The following is a 14,822-nucleotide window of genomic DNA, read 5'->3' as shown; positions in this document are numbered from 1 at the left end:
CTCAAGATACAACGGCAATCGGACCCGAATTCATGACCCGTGCTCTTCCGAAGGGCGTTCTTCTCGCCTTCTATGGTGACGACTTCACCGGTTCGACAGACGCAATGGAGGTAACGGCTCTCGCCGGACTGAAGACCGTCCTCTTCACCGCGACGCCGGATGATGCGGCCTTGGAACGGTTCAAGGACTATCCGGTCGTCGGCATCGCTGGGACGGCTCGCTCCAAGAGTCCCGACTGGATGGAGACACATCTGCCGGCGGTGTTCGAGCGTCTGACGGCTCTCCAGCCCCGCCTCATCCAATACAAGGTCTGCTCGACCTTCGATTCCTCGCCCCAAACAGGCTCGATCGGCAAGGCGATCGATATTGGCTGCAAGGTGTGCGATGCGACCTGGGCTCCCTCGATCGTCGGCGCACCTCACCTTGGGCGCTGGCAGGTCTTCGGCAATCTGTTCGCCGCGACCGGCGGCGAGCATTTCCGGATCGATCGCCATCCGACGATGTCGCGTCATCCGGTCACCCCGATGAAGGAGGGCGACCTCACGCGGCACCTCGCCGAACAGACCGAACGGCCCATCGTCTCGATCGACGTTGCAACGATGGCGTCCGGAAACGCGGATGCGGCAGCCGACAAGGCCTTGTCCGCAGGAGCGGTCGCCTTCCTTGATGTTCTCCACGACGCCTCGCAGGAGGAAGCTGGCCGGCTCGTCTGGCAGCGCGCGAACGGTAAAATCTTCAGCGCCTCGTCTTCCGGCTTGCAATACGCGCTCGTCGCCCACTGGCGCGCCGACGGTCTTCTTCCAAGGTCTGCGCCGGCGTTCCCGCCCGTTGCGTCGGTCAAGAAGCTGCTTGTTCTTTCGGGAAGCTGCTCGGTCGTGACCGCTCAGCAGATCGAAAAAGCGGAAGAGGCAGGGTTCGCCTCGATCCGGCTCGACGTCATGGCGGTCGCAAATGCGGCTCACGCTCCCGGCGAGATTGACCGAGTCGCGGCGGCGGTGAGAACCGCGTTCGAAGACCATGAAGGTGTCCTCGTCTACGCGGCCCGCACTGTCGATGATCCGGCCTTTGCGGACTTGCAGAAAGAATACGGTGCCGATCGGGCTACCTTTACTAAGGCGCAGGACGACATCGGATTGGCACTTGGGCATCTCGCCGCAGACCTCGTTCCCCGACTGGAGCTGCGTCGTATCGTCGTCGCCGGTGGAGACACCGCGGGCCGGGTTCTGGAAACCATTCCTGTGACGGCCCTTGAGGTGGCCCACCCGCTCGGCAAGGGTGCCCCGATCTGCCGTTGCCATGGCTACGATCCGGCTTTTGACGGGCTCCAAGTGGTCCTAAAGGGCGGGCAACTAGGTGGCCCGGATCTCTTCGTAGAAGCCCTGAAGGGAAACTGAAACGAGCTGGCCAAAAGCCACAAGACTCCAAGTTTCCCGGTTAAGACACGCAGACTCTCCGTGCCGAGTTTCTCGTTTTGCTTCTCACGATCCAATCGGCGCACTGCGTCGGCCTTTCTCACCGAATGCTCGCGATAGGCCTACCGGCCGATCGATAGAACCCGGCAGATCGGCGCGACCTTTCAGACGCCTCGATGGTTTTCGATCAAGGCCTTGATGTCTTTCGTCGGCGGTAGAGCTGCGCCTGGACAAAATATGCGCTCGCTTCACGACGAATTTCATTGGTTTGGTTTAGCTTTTGTTTCTCCCGTCGGGTCTTCGCCAGTTCCTACTTCTCTTCACTCGTCGGCCCACCACAGAGGCGATCATCGCGTTTGGCGTGGCGAACCCAGTTGCGATTTGTCTCGCCCGAGAAACCGATCGTCGACGCAATCCACTAGATCGCCTCCCACTGCCAAGGCATGCTCTCTGCAAAGATCCAAAACCATCCGAACCGTGCGTTCGCGGACTTCGGCGCGATAGGAGGCCGCACGCCATCGCGCCTGTCGTCCGGCGTGTTACGGCGAATGATCTGTATCGGGTCTGACGAGCTCGACCAGTGGCTTGGACCAGACTGGGAATTCAAATAGGTGGCGTTTCGCAGACGCTATCGCGTCGATTGCCGGCGAAGAGCGGCCATCTACCATAGACTGGATTCGACGCTTTCTTCTCGAAATTCGTTTGCTTACTATAGGTAACTCTTTTAGAAAAATGATGAACGGATAGTATGATTCGGCGTATCTATTCGAAAAAGCGGTGCTTTTCCTGCTGTCTATAGATAATTCTTCATCGTTGAATGAAAAATTGAGGAATGGAGGAATCAATGAAAAACATCACGAAAACGATGCTCGCAGCTACTCTCGCGATCGGGGTGAGTGCCACGGCCCACGCGGCCGGCGCCGACGACGTTGAAGCTGCCTATCAGCAGTGGAACGAAGCGTTCAACAGCGGGGATGCAGCCGCGGTGGCCGCTTCGTATACGGATGACGCGATCTTCCTTCCTCCGACCCACGACGTCGTAGAAGGGCCCGAGGGCGTCCAATCCTTCTTCGACGGCTTGTTTCAGAATGGCGTGACGGACCACCAACTGGAAGTCATCAACGTCATGGAAGACGGCGACGAGATCGTGGCAGCTTCCCGATGGAGCGCAAAGGGCGGAGATGGTTCAGATATTGGCGGAATCGCGACCCACGTATTCGAAAGACAGGACGATGGAAGCTTGAAGCTCAAACTACATACGTTCAACTGACATTTAGATCCCGCACCGTGTGACGCCCTCGATAGCCGCCGCACGGTGCGGCCCGCACACGACCAAACTCGATAGTTATTGAGCCGTCTGGCGCGGGTAATGCTCTTGGGCATGGCTGGACTGCGATCGAGTAGAATGTTGCGGGTTTGGCTGACCAGGGCAGTGCGATGGTTGACCATTCGCTGGCGGGCGCGGTGAAGGGCTTGAACGGTCTGCCGCTCGACGGTTTTCTCTGGCACCCGCGGGATATGAAGTTGCCGGGCGGCGGTGCAGGTCGCCTCGGCAACGTGGCTGTCGTTCTGCTTTCGCCGGACCGAGGGCATCTGCACTGCGGACTGATGATCTCCACCCGATGTCCGTTTGCTTCGAACTTGCAAGCGCCGGTGCAGGCTTCGGCGACGATTGTGCAGGCTTGGGTCTGCACCACCACTTCGATGATCTGATTGCGCACCACGCACCGCTTCAGGACGACACGGCCGACTGCATTGACGCCATGAAGTTTGAAAAATGGTCTCCGCGAGGTTGCCGAGTACATCGAGGGGCATGCCATGTCTCCTTCCAGTTGGCAGAGCCGTAGTTTGTGGCCCAGAAGGGAGTGCCGTCCATGCGATCGGCTGACGCAAAGAGTATGTCAGGCTCAAAACCGACCAGGTGAAGCGGTCAAGAGAGCTTGAGTAAGAAAACGGGCGGCTTCGGGAAGCCATGTTGGCCGTGACACTTGAGAAGCCGATCCAGCGGGAGGCTGCCTCAGTTAAATAATGAGCCCCGTCCGCCGCCGGGCCTGTGTCGACCATGCCAGACGGAGGTTCTCCGTCTCGGGGCGCTTCATTGCTTGCGTAGCTACAGTTTTGCCTGCCGTCCACGAGCGACGTGGTTTTTCAAGAATCTGGGGTAAAGTTGCGAAGTCCGGCCGCGAGAACCGTCCAACATCGTTCGAGATTTTTGGTTTCCCTGCAGCGCAACTGCGGCTCTTTGATCGGGCGATGAATTTTCCCTGTTACCGGATAGGGGAATTTTGGTGACCAGCCCTGCGATGAAGGGCTTGCGTTCGTCCCAATCTACGCTCGAATCTATGAAAGCGCACCCATTTCCCTGTTATTCCTTTGCAAACAGGGAAGCTGCTGAGAGACCAGTTCGCGGCTGACTGCCAGCACCGCCACTTAGTCTTCGTAGTTGTATATATCGGTGGTCCGGCTCGAACCTGGCTGCTGGCTCGGCGGTTCGCTCCCGGTCAAAAGAAGCCTCATCGGTGTCATACATCCCGGCATGTCGATCACGACAGTCTGGATCGACGTTTCGAATAGCAGGACCCGGCTTAAGGGCACCGCTGTAGCCGCAAGGCCTTCCTGGCAAGCCAAGTTGTTTACGCATTCGCGGTCGTGCGCGAAGCGCATTCTTGTGCGGTCGGTCCTTCGGATGGGTGAGACGGGGAATCCGAGCGATCGAACGAAAAAGGCCGCGCCTCGGGGTCAGTCCAGATCTTAGAAAGCGCTCGGCTCCGACGCTTCAGGCATCTGCCGAAACCTGGCGTTTTCATCCGCGCGATGGTTTCATTCAGAGGATAGCGATTCGGTGCCCCTGAACGACGGTCGGGAGACGGCCCCCATGAGCAGGGCGCAGACGGAAACAGTGGTGGGAGGGTTCGATGTGTTGCCTGACGGAAGACCAGATGAACGGTCTGATGAAGGCGGATCGTTCGTTGACAAGGCGCCGCTTTCTCTGCGTCGCAGGCCCCTTCGTTGCGCTGCCTTGGTTTCCGGGGACGGCTCTAGCCGAGACCGCTTCTGAAATTTCGGCGATCCCGCTCGATGTCTCGGAGATCGCTGAAGGCGTCTTCGTTCATCACGGTGTCGTCGATCTGATGCGTGCATCCAACGAGGGCGGGATCGCCAATATCGGCTTCATCGTCGGAGACGATGCCGTGGCGGTGATCGATAGCGGCGGCAGCGTCACGGAAGCTCGCCAGATGATCGCGGCGATCCGTCAGCGAACCGACAATCCAATTCGTTTCGTCGTCAACACCCACATGCACCCCGATCATATCTTCGGCAATGCGGCCTACGTGGATGGCACCGCTACGTTTGTCGGTCACATCAATCTTCCCAATGCACTTGCGGCTCGAAGAGAAAGCTATCTGCGCGCGAACCTCGAACTCATGGGGGCCGAGTTCATGGCTGAGGTTTCGATCATCGCCCCTACGATGACGGTAGCCGATGAAGCGACACTCGATCTCGGAAACCGGCAGCTGTCGCTGCGCGCCTGGCCGACTGCGCACACCAACAACGATCTCACTCTGTTCGACGAGAAGACCAGAACGCTTTTCACAGGAGATCTGGTATTCCAAGACCATTGCCCATCGCTCGACGGCAGCATTCTCGGCTGGAGGGATATCTTGACGAATCTAACGGCCACAGGGGCCGATCGCGCCGTACCCGGACACGGTCCGAGCGACATCGCCTGGCCTTCGGGCGCTGAGCCGCAAATTCGCTATCTCGACGTCTTGACCAGCGATATTCGTCAGATGATCGAGGATGGCGTGCCGCTCGCCGAGGCCAGCACAGCCGCCGGGCAGTCCGAGAAAGATGAATGGCAGCTCTTTGACGAATTCAATGTCCGGAACGCAACTGCAGCCTATGCCGAGCTGGAGTGGGAATGAACTTTTCGATCGGGTTGGCGAGTACGACTTGGTCAAAAAAACTTCCGCTTGGCATCAGGCTAGCAACGAACCGGTTGGTGATCGGCATGCGGCTTTGTCGCGATCGCAGGCCTTCCATTCGAACATCTTTGGTGGCCATTCAGGTCGAATAGGCTGATCACGTTCCCGAGGCACGTCCGTGCCAGGTCAACGCCGGACGAGAATCTCCGGCCAGATGCATTTCGCCTCGTCCGGCGCGGATGGACACATTGCGAGACGCCCAGCTCTCAGCGACCTTTGTCGATCGTGATCAGCCGGCAAGGCCGATCTCGACCGCCGCGATCGCGAGCGTCAGGAGGACGAGCGTTTCCGTCACCACCATCGCCACATGCCGCCAGCCGAGCTGCAGCATATCCTTCATGTTCGTGCGCACACCCAGCGCGGAAATGGCAATCACGAGGAACCAGCCGGACAGATCCACCGCGACACCTGCGACGACCGTGGGGAGAAGACCGAGGCTGTTGATGCCGGTCAGTACCGCGAAGCCGATCACGAAGGCCGGCAGGCGAACCGATTTCGTATCGCCGCTCCTCTGGCCGGCCAGCGCCAGCACGATGATGACGAGGACCACCGGCAGCATCGTGACCCTCAAGAGCTTGATGATGGTTGCCACGTCGCCGACTTCGGTCGAGATCGAATAGCCCGCGCCGACCACCTGGGCGACGTCGTGGATCGTCGCGCCGACGAGGAAGCCGCTCTGGTTTTCCGTCAGACCGAGAAGCGTGAAGAGGATCGGGTAGAGGATCATCGCGATCGTCGAGAGCGTGGTGACCGAGACGACCGTGAAGAGAAGGTTTCGCTCGGTCTTCTCGTTGTGCGGAATGACCGAGGCGATGGCGAGGGCGGCCGACGCGCCGCAGATCGCGACCGAGCCGCCTGTGAGGAGCGAAAAGCGCCACTGCTTGTTGTAGAGCCGCCCGCAGACGAAGCCGGTCGCGATCGTCAGGCCGATGAGACCGATGACTGTGGCGAAGGTTGAGATTCCGAGTGAAGCGATGTCACCCGTCGTGATGCGTGCGCCGAGAAGAACGATGCCGGCCCTCAGAAGTGTCTTGGACGAAAATTCGAGCCCGGATTTGAAACGGTCGTCGGTCGCGAGGAAATTGAAGGCCATGCCGATGAGAAGAGCAAACAGCATGACCGGCGCGTTGTAATGATCGGCGACGAACCGCGCGGCCGCCGCTACCACAAGAGCGAGGAGAATACCGGGAAAGAGCGGCCAGTATCTGTCCTTGAGAACGGATGGCGTCAGTGCCGACATGCTCGGGCCTCGTTGATCGCTCTGAGTGTGGGTCCGGCTGTCCGTTCGGCGATGTCGATGATTTGCTTAGCGGCTGTCACAGATCGGCCCGGTAGTGAAATTCGTCGGTCAGGCAGGTCGAGACCCGGTGCTCGATCGGCGTATCGTCGAGCGCCATCGCGACCCGTTCGATGGTGAGGACCGGATGACCCTCCGGACAGCGAAGATGTTCGGCGGTTTCCGCATCGGCGCTCGCGGCCTTCAGCTTTTCCTCGGCCTTGCCGATGGTGATGCCGAATCGTTCCGAATAAAGCGCGTAGACATTGTTCGGGATCTCGGTCATCTCGCCCAGCCCCGGAAACCGCGAGACCGGCAGGGTGATCCGCTCGAAGATGACCGGCTTCTCGCCCAGCCGGCGGACCCGGTCGATCCACCAGACGTCCGCATTGTCCGCCAGGCGGAGCTTGCGCACGAGGTTCTTCTCTGCCGCCGCCCTCCCTCGGGCGATGACCGCGCTCTGCGGAAAAAGGCGCTCGCCCTCGTCGGCGACGAGCCGGAAGAACTTGAAGAGGATACGCCCCTCTTCGGGCAGGGCGACGAAGGTGCCGCGCCCCTGCCGCCTGATCAGGAGATGCTCGGCCGTCATGGCGTCGAGCGCCTTGCGCACAGTGCCCTGGCTGACGCCGAGCTCCCGCGCGATCTGGAATTCGCTCGGCAGCATCATGCCTGGCGTCCATGAGCCGGAGATAAGCCGCTTCACCAGCATGTCGCGCACCTGGGCGTAGAGCGGCCGGAAGGCCGGCGTATCCGAGATCATCTCGCTCATGCGTCCCGCTCGTCTCCGTATGCGGTCATCGAGGCTCGGGCGCCCCAAGTCGACCTTGTCAGTCTTGACAGGTCTCCGAAATCATATTTTATGTCTTATACAAGACTTGAGGAAATCGCAAAGGGCGATCTCGAAAAGATCAACCTTCGCCTCAATCCTAAAATTTCCCTATGGGGTCTGACGATCCCGAAACCCGGTGAAGAGGCCCCGATGAGCAAAAATCCGCAGCTGCTGGTCCATGACCACAAAGACAATGTCGGCGTCGTCGTTGTCGAAGACCTGAAGGCGGGAACGGACATGCTTTGCGTCGTCACGCACGACAATTCGTCGTTCCAGCTGACGGCGAACGACGACGTTCCGATCGGCCACAAGATCGCGCTCAGCGACCTCTCGGCGGGCGACACGGCGGTGAAATACGGTGAGGACATCGGCCGCTTCAAGGCTGACGTGAAGAAGGGCTGCCACGTCCACGTCCACAACTTGAAGACCAACCGCTGGTGATTATCGGGCCGCTCCCGCGCCGAACGGCGTGATGAGCTTGGATCGTCGAACGCCTTAGACCGAATTTTCCCGAAAGAGACCCGTCATGCCGATCAATACGAACCGCAAATTCCAGGGCTATCGCCGCGAGAACGGACGCGTCGGCGTCCGCAACCATGTCGTCATTCTGCCTGTCGACGACATCTCGAACGCCTGCTGCGAGGCCGTCGCCAACAACATCAAGGGCACGCTTGCTCTGCCGCACGCCTATGGCCGCCTCCAGTTCGGCGCCGATCTCGACCTTCATTTCCGCACGATGATCGGCACCGGCGCCAATCCGAACGTCGCGGCCTGCATCGTGGTCGGTATCGAGCCCGGCTGGACCCAGAAGATCGCCGATGGCATCGCCGAAACCGGCAAGCCGGTCGCCGCTTTCTCGATCGAGCAGAACGGCGACCTGAAGACGATCATGGACGTCTCGCGCAAGGCGAAGGAGTTCGTCCAATGGGCGACCGAACTCCAGCGCTCAGAATGCGACGTCTCCGAGCTTTGGGTCTCGACCAAGTGCGGCGAGAGCGACACGACGACGGGCCTCGGCTCCTGCCCGACGGTCGGCAACATGTACGACAAGCTGATTCCGGAGGGCATCTACGGCGTCTTCGGCGAAACATCCGAGATCACCGGCGCTGAGCACATCTGCAAGACGCGCGCGGTCGACGAAGAGGTCGGCGAGCGCTGGTACAAGATGTGGAAGGCCTATCAGGACGACGTCATCTTCGCCCACGCGACGAACGATCTCTCCGAGAGCCAGCCCACCAAGGGCAATATCGAGGGCGGCCTGTCGACCATCGAGGAGAAGGCGCTCGGCAATCTCGAGAAGATCGGCCGCGAGTGCAAATATATCGATATCCTCGACCCCGCCGAAGCGCCGCAGAAGGGCAATGGCCTCTACTTCATGGACACGTCCTCGGCGGCCGCCGAATGCGTGACCCTGATGGCGGCGGCGGGCTACGTCATCCACACCTTCCCGACGGGTCAGGGCAACGTTATCGGCAACCCGATCGTGCCGGTGATCAAGATCACCGCCAATCCGCGCACGGTGCGGACGATGTCCGAGCATGTGGACGTCGACGTCTCCGGCATCCTGAGGCGCGACATGACCATTGATCAGGCGGGCGACTCACTGATCGAGAACATCATGCGCACCGCAAACGGGCGCATGACGGCAGCGGAAGCCCTCGGCCACCGCGAGTTTGTGATGACGAAGCTCTACCGCAGCGCCTGATCGCGCTTGCCTTGAAGCATGATAAGCCGGCCGCAAAACACGTGGCCGGCTTTGCCGTGTAAAACGCTGACGAGGAATGCCATGCCCGAGGTCGTGATCTCTGAATTCATGGACGAAGCGGCGGTCGACGCGCTCCGCGCCCGGCACGAGACGCTCTACGATCCGGACCTCGTGGACCGCATCGAGGATCTTAAGGCGGCCTTGAAGGGGGCGAAAGCCCTTGTCGTGCGCAACCGCACGAAGGTGACGGCCGAGATCCTGAAAGCCAGCTCCGATCTTCAGTGCGTCGGCCGGCTCGGCGTCGGTCTCGACAACATCGATCTCAAAGCCTGCGAAGCGGCCGGTGTCACGGTCTATCCGGCAACAGGCGCGAACGACGTGGCGGTCGCAGAATATGTCGTCTCCTCCGCGCTCTCGCTCCTGCGCGGTGCCTATCACCGCAGCGCGGACGTCGCGGCTGGCCGATGGCCGCGCCAGCAGATGATCGGCCGCGAGGCGATGGACAAGCGCCTCGGCCTCGTCGGCTTCGGCGGAATCGCACGGCAGGTCGCGGCGCGGGGACGGGTCATCGGCTTCGAGATCGCGGCCCATGATCCGTTCCTGCCCGAGGCCGACGCGGCATGGCAGAATGCCACGCGCCTCGATCTCGGCGCACTTCTCGAAACCTCGGACGTCATCAGCCTGCACGTGCCGCTGACCGAGGGCACGCGCCATCTCATCGACGGACGGGCGATCGCCGGTATGAAACCCGGCGCGATCCTCATCAACACGGCGCGCGGTGGAGTGGTCGACGAGCCCGCGCTGACCGAAGCGCTTCGCGCCGGCAAACTCGGCGGCGCGGCGCTCGACGTCTTCGAGACAGAGCCGCTCACCGCCGAAGCCGGTCGTATCTTCGACGGTATCGCCAATCTCATCCTCACGCCGCACATTGCCGGCGTCACCGAGGAGGCGAATGTCCGCGTCTCCGCGCTCACCGCCGAGAACGTTCTCAATCATCTCGCGAAAGGCCGGCCATGACCACGACCCTCTCGATCGACGACACGATCCGCCTGGTCTCGGACGCCTTCCAGCGCGCGGATGTCGGACCGGCGCAGGCGGCATCCGTCGCCCATGCCCTCGTCATGGCCGAAGCCTCCGGCCAGGGCGGGCATGGCCTGCGCCGTGTTCCCGCCTACAGCGCGCAGGCACGGGTGAAGAAGGTGAACGGGCACGCACTGCCTGAAATCGAGATGAGCCGGGCCGCGACCATGCGCGTCGATGCCGCCGAAGGCTTCGCCTATCCAGCCTTCGACCTCGCCATCGAGCGTGCGTCTGAGATCATTCCCGAGACTGGCGTCCTCGCGATCGGCATCCGCAACTCGCACCATGCCGGCGTTCTCGGCCTTGCCGTTGAGCGCTTCGCCGAGAAGGGCCTCGTCGCGCTGATGATGGCGAACGCGCCGAGCGCCATGGCGGCCTGGGGCGGTACGAAGGGTGTCTTCGGCACAAACCCGATTGCCTTCGCCGCACCCATTCCCGGCTCACCGCCGGTGGTGATCGACCTGTCGCTCTCCAAGGTCGCGCGCGGCAAGGTGATGGCCGCCAAGCAGAAGGGGACCCCGATCCCCGAAGGCTGGGCGATTGACCGATACGGCAATCCGACGACCGATGCAGACGCCGCACTCGCCGGCACGATGGTCCCCGTCGGCGACGCCAAGGGCGCGGCGCTGGCCCTGATGGTGGAGATGCTGGCCGCAGGCCTCACCGGCGCCAATTTCGCCTACGAGGCCTCATCCCTTTTCGACGACAAGGACGGCCCGCCCCGCCTCGGCCAGTTCATCCTCGTACTCGACCCTAAGACTGTCGGCGGCGAAAACGCCCTTTTCCGCCTGGGTGAACTCGCCGACATGATCGGGCAGGAACCCGGCGTGCGCCTGCCGGGTCGGCGGGGGTTGGACGCAAGGCAAAAGGCGGCGGAAGAAGGCATTTTGATCGAGGACGACGTGATGGCGATGATCGAGGGGGTTTGAAAAATCTCTGAACGCTATTCGGCTCTCGAATTTCCGACGAGTTCGGCTCGCATGAGGTCGTCGTAGATTCAACGCCCCTGTCATCCGGGAAAAGCTGATCTCTTGAGCCTGGTCCGGTTTCAAAACTCGTCCTGCGCGGGTTATTCGTCCCCCTCCATCCTCGGCTGGCATCGCAACTGGTTCCTGCCGATCTGCCGAATTATTTCTTCACGGCTGGAGGGGTTACGCGACAGAACGACATCGACGGCGTTAAGTGTAGCGGGTGGGATGGGCCGTCGCGGTCCGCGGACAGACGGCTTCCGGTTTCTGGGCTCCGCATTCAGAAGCGTGGCGGCGGGCGGTGAAACCGGACCTCTGGGGATACGTATATGACTGTAGTGCTTGCCGTGGTATGCCGAGACGGCGTCGTGATCGGGTCTGATTCCCAGATCACGGACAAGGGGCGGGATATGACCTATCCTGCCGACAAGCTTCACCCCTTAGGTGAACTGGCGGCTTGGGGCGGCAGCGGTGCGCGATCGGTGCTAGCAGATGTGAAACGCCGTTTCGATGAAAACAGCGCTGCAATCCTCGATGCACCCGACATAGGAAGGGCCCTACAGGAACAGGTCTTACCCATCCTCCGCCATCACTACGAAACCTTCATTCCCGACGTGCCGGGTGAAGCCGGTGGCGGGACCCCGGCCGCATACGTCATGGCTGCCGGATGGCGAAATGGCGAGCCGTGGATTCTGGAGATCACACCTTCGGGCATGATCGGTCATTACGCCAATATCGGATTCCATGCGATCGGCAGCGGTGCACCGATGGCCCAGCAGGCCAACTCGCTCCTGTCTCATTTTCATTTGACCAAACGATCACTGCGGTTCGGTTGCGCCGCAGTCCTCAGAGTCCTGCAAGCGCTTGACCTCACTTCCTCCAGTGTCGGTGGGCCTTTCAACCTCTGCCGCATTGATGCCGAAGGTGCCCATCATCTCGACAAAGATGAAATCGAAGTCGTAAGCGACATTGTGGGTCGATGGAGGGACGCCGAACAGGCCGTCATCGCCGACATCTTCGATTAAAAAGTGTTGGTCCCATACGGGCGGTGTCACCGCGTTATCCGTGCATCCGCCTGCTACATCTGAATGCGGAACCGCAATTTCGAAGACCACGAATCACCGAGTTGTTTTTCGCGACCACTAGGACATGTTGCGATGAACGGGACTGAGGCCTCCTTCGAAGACGTACAACAGAAACGATCATCACACGGTTCGTAAAGGGCCCTGAGCGGTCGACGAATGGTACAGGCCGATCATTCGAGGTCTGGCGTGCGGCTCGAAGCCGTTACTAATCCAACAGCTCCTTTCTCAACAGCTCATACAGTGCCGCTTTGCGCTCAAACCCCACACCCGGCGCGTCCGGCAGGCCGACCTGACTGTCGATCACCTCCACCTCGTCGGCAAAGCCTCCGAAGGGTTGGAAGACGTCCGGATAGGATTCGTTGCCGCCGAGATGAAGGCCGGCGGCGATGTTGAGAGACATCTGGTGCCCGCCATGGGGCACGACGCGGCGCGACGACCAGCCGTTTTCGGCCATCATGTCGAGGGTGCGCATATATTCGACGAGGCCGTAGGAGAGGGCGCAGTCGAACTGGAGTATGTCTTGGGCCCGATTCATGCCACCGTAGCGCACGAGATTACGGGCGTCCTGCATGGAAAAGAGGTTTTCGCCGGTCGCCATCCTGCCTGAATAGTGCTTCGAAAGCTCGGCCTGGAGGGCGTAGTCGAGCGGATCGCCGGCCTCCTCGTACCAGTAGAGATCATAGGGTTCGAGCGCCTTGGCGTAGGCGATCGCCGTGTCGAGGTCGAAGCGGCCATTGGCGTCGACGCAGAGGTTCTGACCCTCGCCGACGATCTCGAGTGCCGCTTCGACTCGGCTGATGTCGTCGGCAAGCGGAGCGAGGCCGATCTTCATCTTGCAGACCCGGTAGCCCCGGTCCCGATAGGACTTCATCTCGTCCTTCAGGCCCTCGATCTCCTTGCCCGGATGATAATAGCCGCCCGCCGCATAGACCCAGACGCTGTCGTCGGCGACGCCGTCCCGGTATCTATCGGCGAGGAGGCGGTAGAGCGGCTTTTCCTCGATCTTGGCGACCGCGTCCCACACCGCCATGTCGATCGTGCCGACGGCGACGGAACGCTCGCCGTGCCCGCCCGGCTTCTCGTTGGTCATCATCGTCCGCCAGATGGCGAAGGGGTCGAGGTTGTCGTTGGCCTCGTCGATAAGGCTCGCGGGGTCGGCCTCCATCAGGCGCGGGATGAAGCGATCGCGCATCAGGGCGCCCTGGCCGTAGCGCCCGTTGGAGTTGAAGCCGAAGCCGATCACCGGCTTGCCGTCGCGCACCTGATTGGTGACGACCGCGACGACCGAGCAGGTCATCTTCGAGAAATCGATGAAGGCGTTGGCGATCGGGCTTGCGATCGAGACCGTCTTTTCGCGGATTTCGGAGATGCGCATGTCGTCGTCCGTCAGCCCGCCAGAACCTGGGCGATCGCCTCGCCGCATTCGGCTGTGTTGGCCTTGCCGCCCATGTCCTTCGTGCGGGAGGCCGGATCGGCGATGACCGTTTCCATCGCCTCAATAACTGCGGCCGAGGCTTCGGGATGGCCGAGATGGTCGAGCATCATCGCAGCCGACCAGATCTGGCCGATCGGATTGGCGATGCCCTGACCGGCAATGTCGGGCGCCGAGCCATGGACTGGCTCGAACATCGAGGGATAATCGCCCTCCGGGTTGATATTTGCCGACGGCGCGATGCCGATCGAGCCCGCGACCGCCGGGCCGAGATCGGATAGGATATCTCCGAAGAGGTTGGAGCCGACGACCACGTCGAACCAGTCCGGATGCTGCACGAAATGCGCGCAGAGGATGTCGATGTGGTACTGGCTCGTCTCGATGTCCGGATAGTCGGCCTTCACCGCCTTGAAGCGTTCGTCCCAGAACGGCATCGTGTGGACGATCCCGTTCGACTTGGTGGCTGACGTCACATGGCCGCGCTTGCGGGTCTTGGCGAGCTCGAAGGCATAGCGCAGCACGCGGTCGACGCCGCGCCGGGTAAAAATCGCCTCCTGGATCGCGATCTCGTCATCCATGCCGCGATAGAGCCGGCCCCCGGCCTCGGAATACTCGCCCTCGACGTTCTCCCGCACGACGTAGAAGTCGATATCGTCCGCCGTCCGGCCGGCGAGCGGGCTCGTGGTGCCGCGCAGAAGCCGGCAGGGCCTTAGATTGACGTATTGGTGGAAGGTGCGGCGGATGGGGATGAGCAGGCCCCAGAGGGAGACATGGTCCGGCACGTCCGGCCAGCCGACCGCGCCGAGGAATACCGCGTCATGCTTCTTGAAGCGTTCGAGCCCATCCTCAGGCATCATCCGTCCGGTCTGTTTATAGGTTTCGCAGCTCCAGTCGACCTCGTCGAACTGGAAGGCGATGTCGAACTTCCGTCCGACTGCCTCGAGGACACGCATGCCCTCGGGCACGACCTCGCGGCCGATGCCGTCGCCGGGAATGGTCGCGATCTTGAGGGCGTTGGTCTGGGCCATGGCGTGTCAGTCTCCGGGATA

General features: G+C 61.4%; 13 protein-coding genes and 1 other annotated feature. Of the genes, 9 read left to right on the top strand and 4 right to left on the bottom strand.

Translation table 11 applies throughout. The features are described from left to right. Positions 1-32 precede the first annotated feature (32 nt). The 4 genes from FP2506_RS13115 (at position 33) to FP2506_RS13095 (ending at position 5,338) form a co-directional block, all read left to right on the top strand. Positions 33-1,394, top strand: a complete 1,362-nt coding sequence (locus FP2506_RS13115; protein WP_007068000.1) for a four-carbon acid sugar kinase family protein — start codon at positions 33-35, stop codon at positions 1,392-1,394. 145 nt (positions 1,395-1,539) lie between these two features. Continuing rightward, positions 1,540-1,654, bottom strand: a sequence feature (AL1L pseudoknot). Positions 1,655-2,256: 602 nt separating this feature from the next. After that, positions 2,257-2,682: a YybH family protein gene (locus FP2506_RS13110; RefSeq protein WP_148227567.1), complete on the top strand. Its 426-nt coding sequence runs from the start codon at positions 2,257-2,259 to the stop codon at positions 2,680-2,682. A gap of 146 nt (positions 2,683-2,828) precedes the next feature. Further along, positions 2,829-3,125, top strand: a complete 297-nt coding sequence (locus FP2506_RS13105) for a hypothetical protein (protein ID WP_058371608.1) — start codon at positions 2,829-2,831, stop codon at positions 3,123-3,125. Positions 3,126-4,351: 1,226 nt separating this feature from the next. Next, a complete protein-coding gene (locus FP2506_RS13095; RefSeq protein ID WP_007067995.1) occupies positions 4,352-5,338 on the top strand; it encodes a quinoprotein relay system zinc metallohydrolase 2 in 987 nt (328 codons plus the stop codon). 289 nt (positions 5,339-5,627) lie between these two features. Here the strand turns inward: FP2506_RS13095 and FP2506_RS13090 are convergent, their stop codons facing one another. Together FP2506_RS13090 and FP2506_RS13085 are read right to left on the bottom strand one after the other, a co-directional pair. Next, a complete protein-coding gene (locus FP2506_RS13090; RefSeq protein WP_007067994.1) occupies positions 5,628-6,638 on the bottom strand; it encodes a YeiH family protein in 1,011 nt (336 codons plus the stop codon). A gap of 76 nt (positions 6,639-6,714) precedes the next feature. Further along, the gene (locus FP2506_RS13085) at positions 6,715-7,443 is read right to left on the bottom strand and encodes a GntR family transcriptional regulator (RefSeq protein ID WP_007067993.1); all 729 of its coding nucleotides are present in this window, start codon (positions 7,441-7,443) and stop codon (positions 6,715-6,717) included. A 210-nt stretch (positions 7,444-7,653) separates the two neighbouring features. On the opposite strand from FP2506_RS13085, the gene FP2506_RS13080 reads away from it, so the two are divergent. The 5 genes from FP2506_RS13080 to FP2506_RS13060 all read left to right on the top strand — a co-directional run bounded on the left by FP2506_RS13080 (position 7,654) and on the right by FP2506_RS13060 (position 12,281). Beyond that, positions 7,654-7,944 carry a UxaA family hydrolase gene (locus FP2506_RS13080; protein ID WP_040489910.1) on the top strand — a complete coding sequence of 97 codons (291 nt, stop codon included), beginning with the start codon at positions 7,654-7,656 and terminating at the stop codon, positions 7,942-7,944. A gap of 85 nt (positions 7,945-8,029) precedes the next feature. After that, positions 8,030-9,208: a UxaA family hydrolase gene (locus FP2506_RS13075; RefSeq protein WP_007067991.1), complete on the top strand. Its 1,179-nt coding sequence runs from the start codon at positions 8,030-8,032 to the stop codon at positions 9,206-9,208. An 81-nt stretch (positions 9,209-9,289) separates the two neighbouring features. Beyond that, the gene (locus FP2506_RS13070) at positions 9,290-10,225 is read left to right on the top strand and encodes a hydroxyacid dehydrogenase (protein WP_007067990.1); all 936 of its coding nucleotides are present in this window, start codon (positions 9,290-9,292) and stop codon (positions 10,223-10,225) included. Next, positions 10,222-11,217: an Ldh family oxidoreductase gene (locus tag FP2506_RS13065; RefSeq protein WP_007067989.1), complete on the top strand. Its 996-nt coding sequence runs from the start codon at positions 10,222-10,224 to the stop codon at positions 11,215-11,217. Before FP2506_RS13070 ends, FP2506_RS13065 begins: the two co-directional genes overlap by 4 nt. A 368-nt stretch (positions 11,218-11,585) precedes the next feature. After that, positions 11,586-12,281, top strand: coding sequence for an Ntn hydrolase family protein (locus FP2506_RS13060; protein WP_007067988.1), 696 nt, complete (start codon positions 11,586-11,588; stop codon positions 12,279-12,281). 265 nt (positions 12,282-12,546) lie between these two features. On the opposite strand, the gene FP2506_RS13055 is transcribed toward FP2506_RS13060, so the two are convergent. After that, on the bottom strand, positions 12,547-13,716 hold the full coding sequence (locus FP2506_RS13055) for a mandelate racemase/muconate lactonizing enzyme family protein (protein ID WP_040489909.1): 1,170 nt from the start codon (positions 13,714-13,716) through the stop codon (positions 12,547-12,549). Between the two features lie 11 nt (positions 13,717-13,727). After that, positions 13,728-14,801, bottom strand: coding sequence for a tartrate dehydrogenase (locus tag FP2506_RS13050; RefSeq protein ID WP_007067986.1), 1,074 nt, complete (start codon positions 14,799-14,801; stop codon positions 13,728-13,730). Positions 14,802-14,822 lie beyond the last annotated feature (21 nt).

The organism is Fulvimarina pelagi HTCC2506 (assembly GCF_000153705.1).
GTDB classification, from domain to species: Bacteria; Pseudomonadota; Alphaproteobacteria; order Rhizobiales; family Rhizobiaceae; genus Fulvimarina; species Fulvimarina pelagi.
This window is presented reverse-complemented; position numbering and strand designations above follow the sequence as displayed.

Excerpts from the sequence above, each read along its gene's own strand:
- FP2506_RS13115 (WP_007068000.1), top strand. The coding sequence starts at position 33 with ATGACCCGTGCTCTTCCGAAGGGCGTTCTTCTCGCCTTCTATGGTGAC.
- FP2506_RS13110 (WP_148227567.1), top strand. The coding sequence starts at position 2,257 with ATGAAAAACATCACGAAAACGATGCTCGCAGCTACTCTCGCGATCGGG.
- FP2506_RS13095 (WP_007067995.1), top strand. The coding sequence starts at position 4,352 with ATGAACGGTCTGATGAAGGCGGATCGTTCGTTGACAAGGCGCCGCTTT.
- FP2506_RS13090 (WP_007067994.1), bottom strand. The coding sequence starts at position 6,638 with ATGTCGGCACTGACGCCATCCGTTCTCAAGGACAGATACTGGCCGCTC.
- FP2506_RS13085 (WP_007067993.1), bottom strand. The coding sequence starts at position 7,443 with ATGAGCGAGATGATCTCGGATACGCCGGCCTTCCGGCCGCTCTACGCC.
- FP2506_RS13080 (WP_040489910.1), top strand. The coding sequence starts at position 7,654 with ATGAGCAAAAATCCGCAGCTGCTGGTCCATGACCACAAAGACAATGTC.
- FP2506_RS13075 (WP_007067991.1), top strand. The coding sequence starts at position 8,030 with ATGCCGATCAATACGAACCGCAAATTCCAGGGCTATCGCCGCGAGAAC.
- FP2506_RS13070 (WP_007067990.1), top strand. The coding sequence starts at position 9,290 with ATGCCCGAGGTCGTGATCTCTGAATTCATGGACGAAGCGGCGGTCGAC.
- FP2506_RS13065 (WP_007067989.1), top strand. The coding sequence starts at position 10,222 with ATGACCACGACCCTCTCGATCGACGACACGATCCGCCTGGTCTCGGAC.
- FP2506_RS13060 (WP_007067988.1), top strand. The coding sequence starts at position 11,586 with ATGACTGTAGTGCTTGCCGTGGTATGCCGAGACGGCGTCGTGATCGGG.
- FP2506_RS13055 (WP_040489909.1), bottom strand. The coding sequence starts at position 13,716 with ATGCGCATCTCCGAAATCCGCGAAAAGACGGTCTCGATCGCAAGCCCG.
- FP2506_RS13050 (WP_007067986.1), bottom strand. The coding sequence starts at position 14,801 with ATGGCCCAGACCAACGCCCTCAAGATCGCGACCATTCCCGGCGACGGC.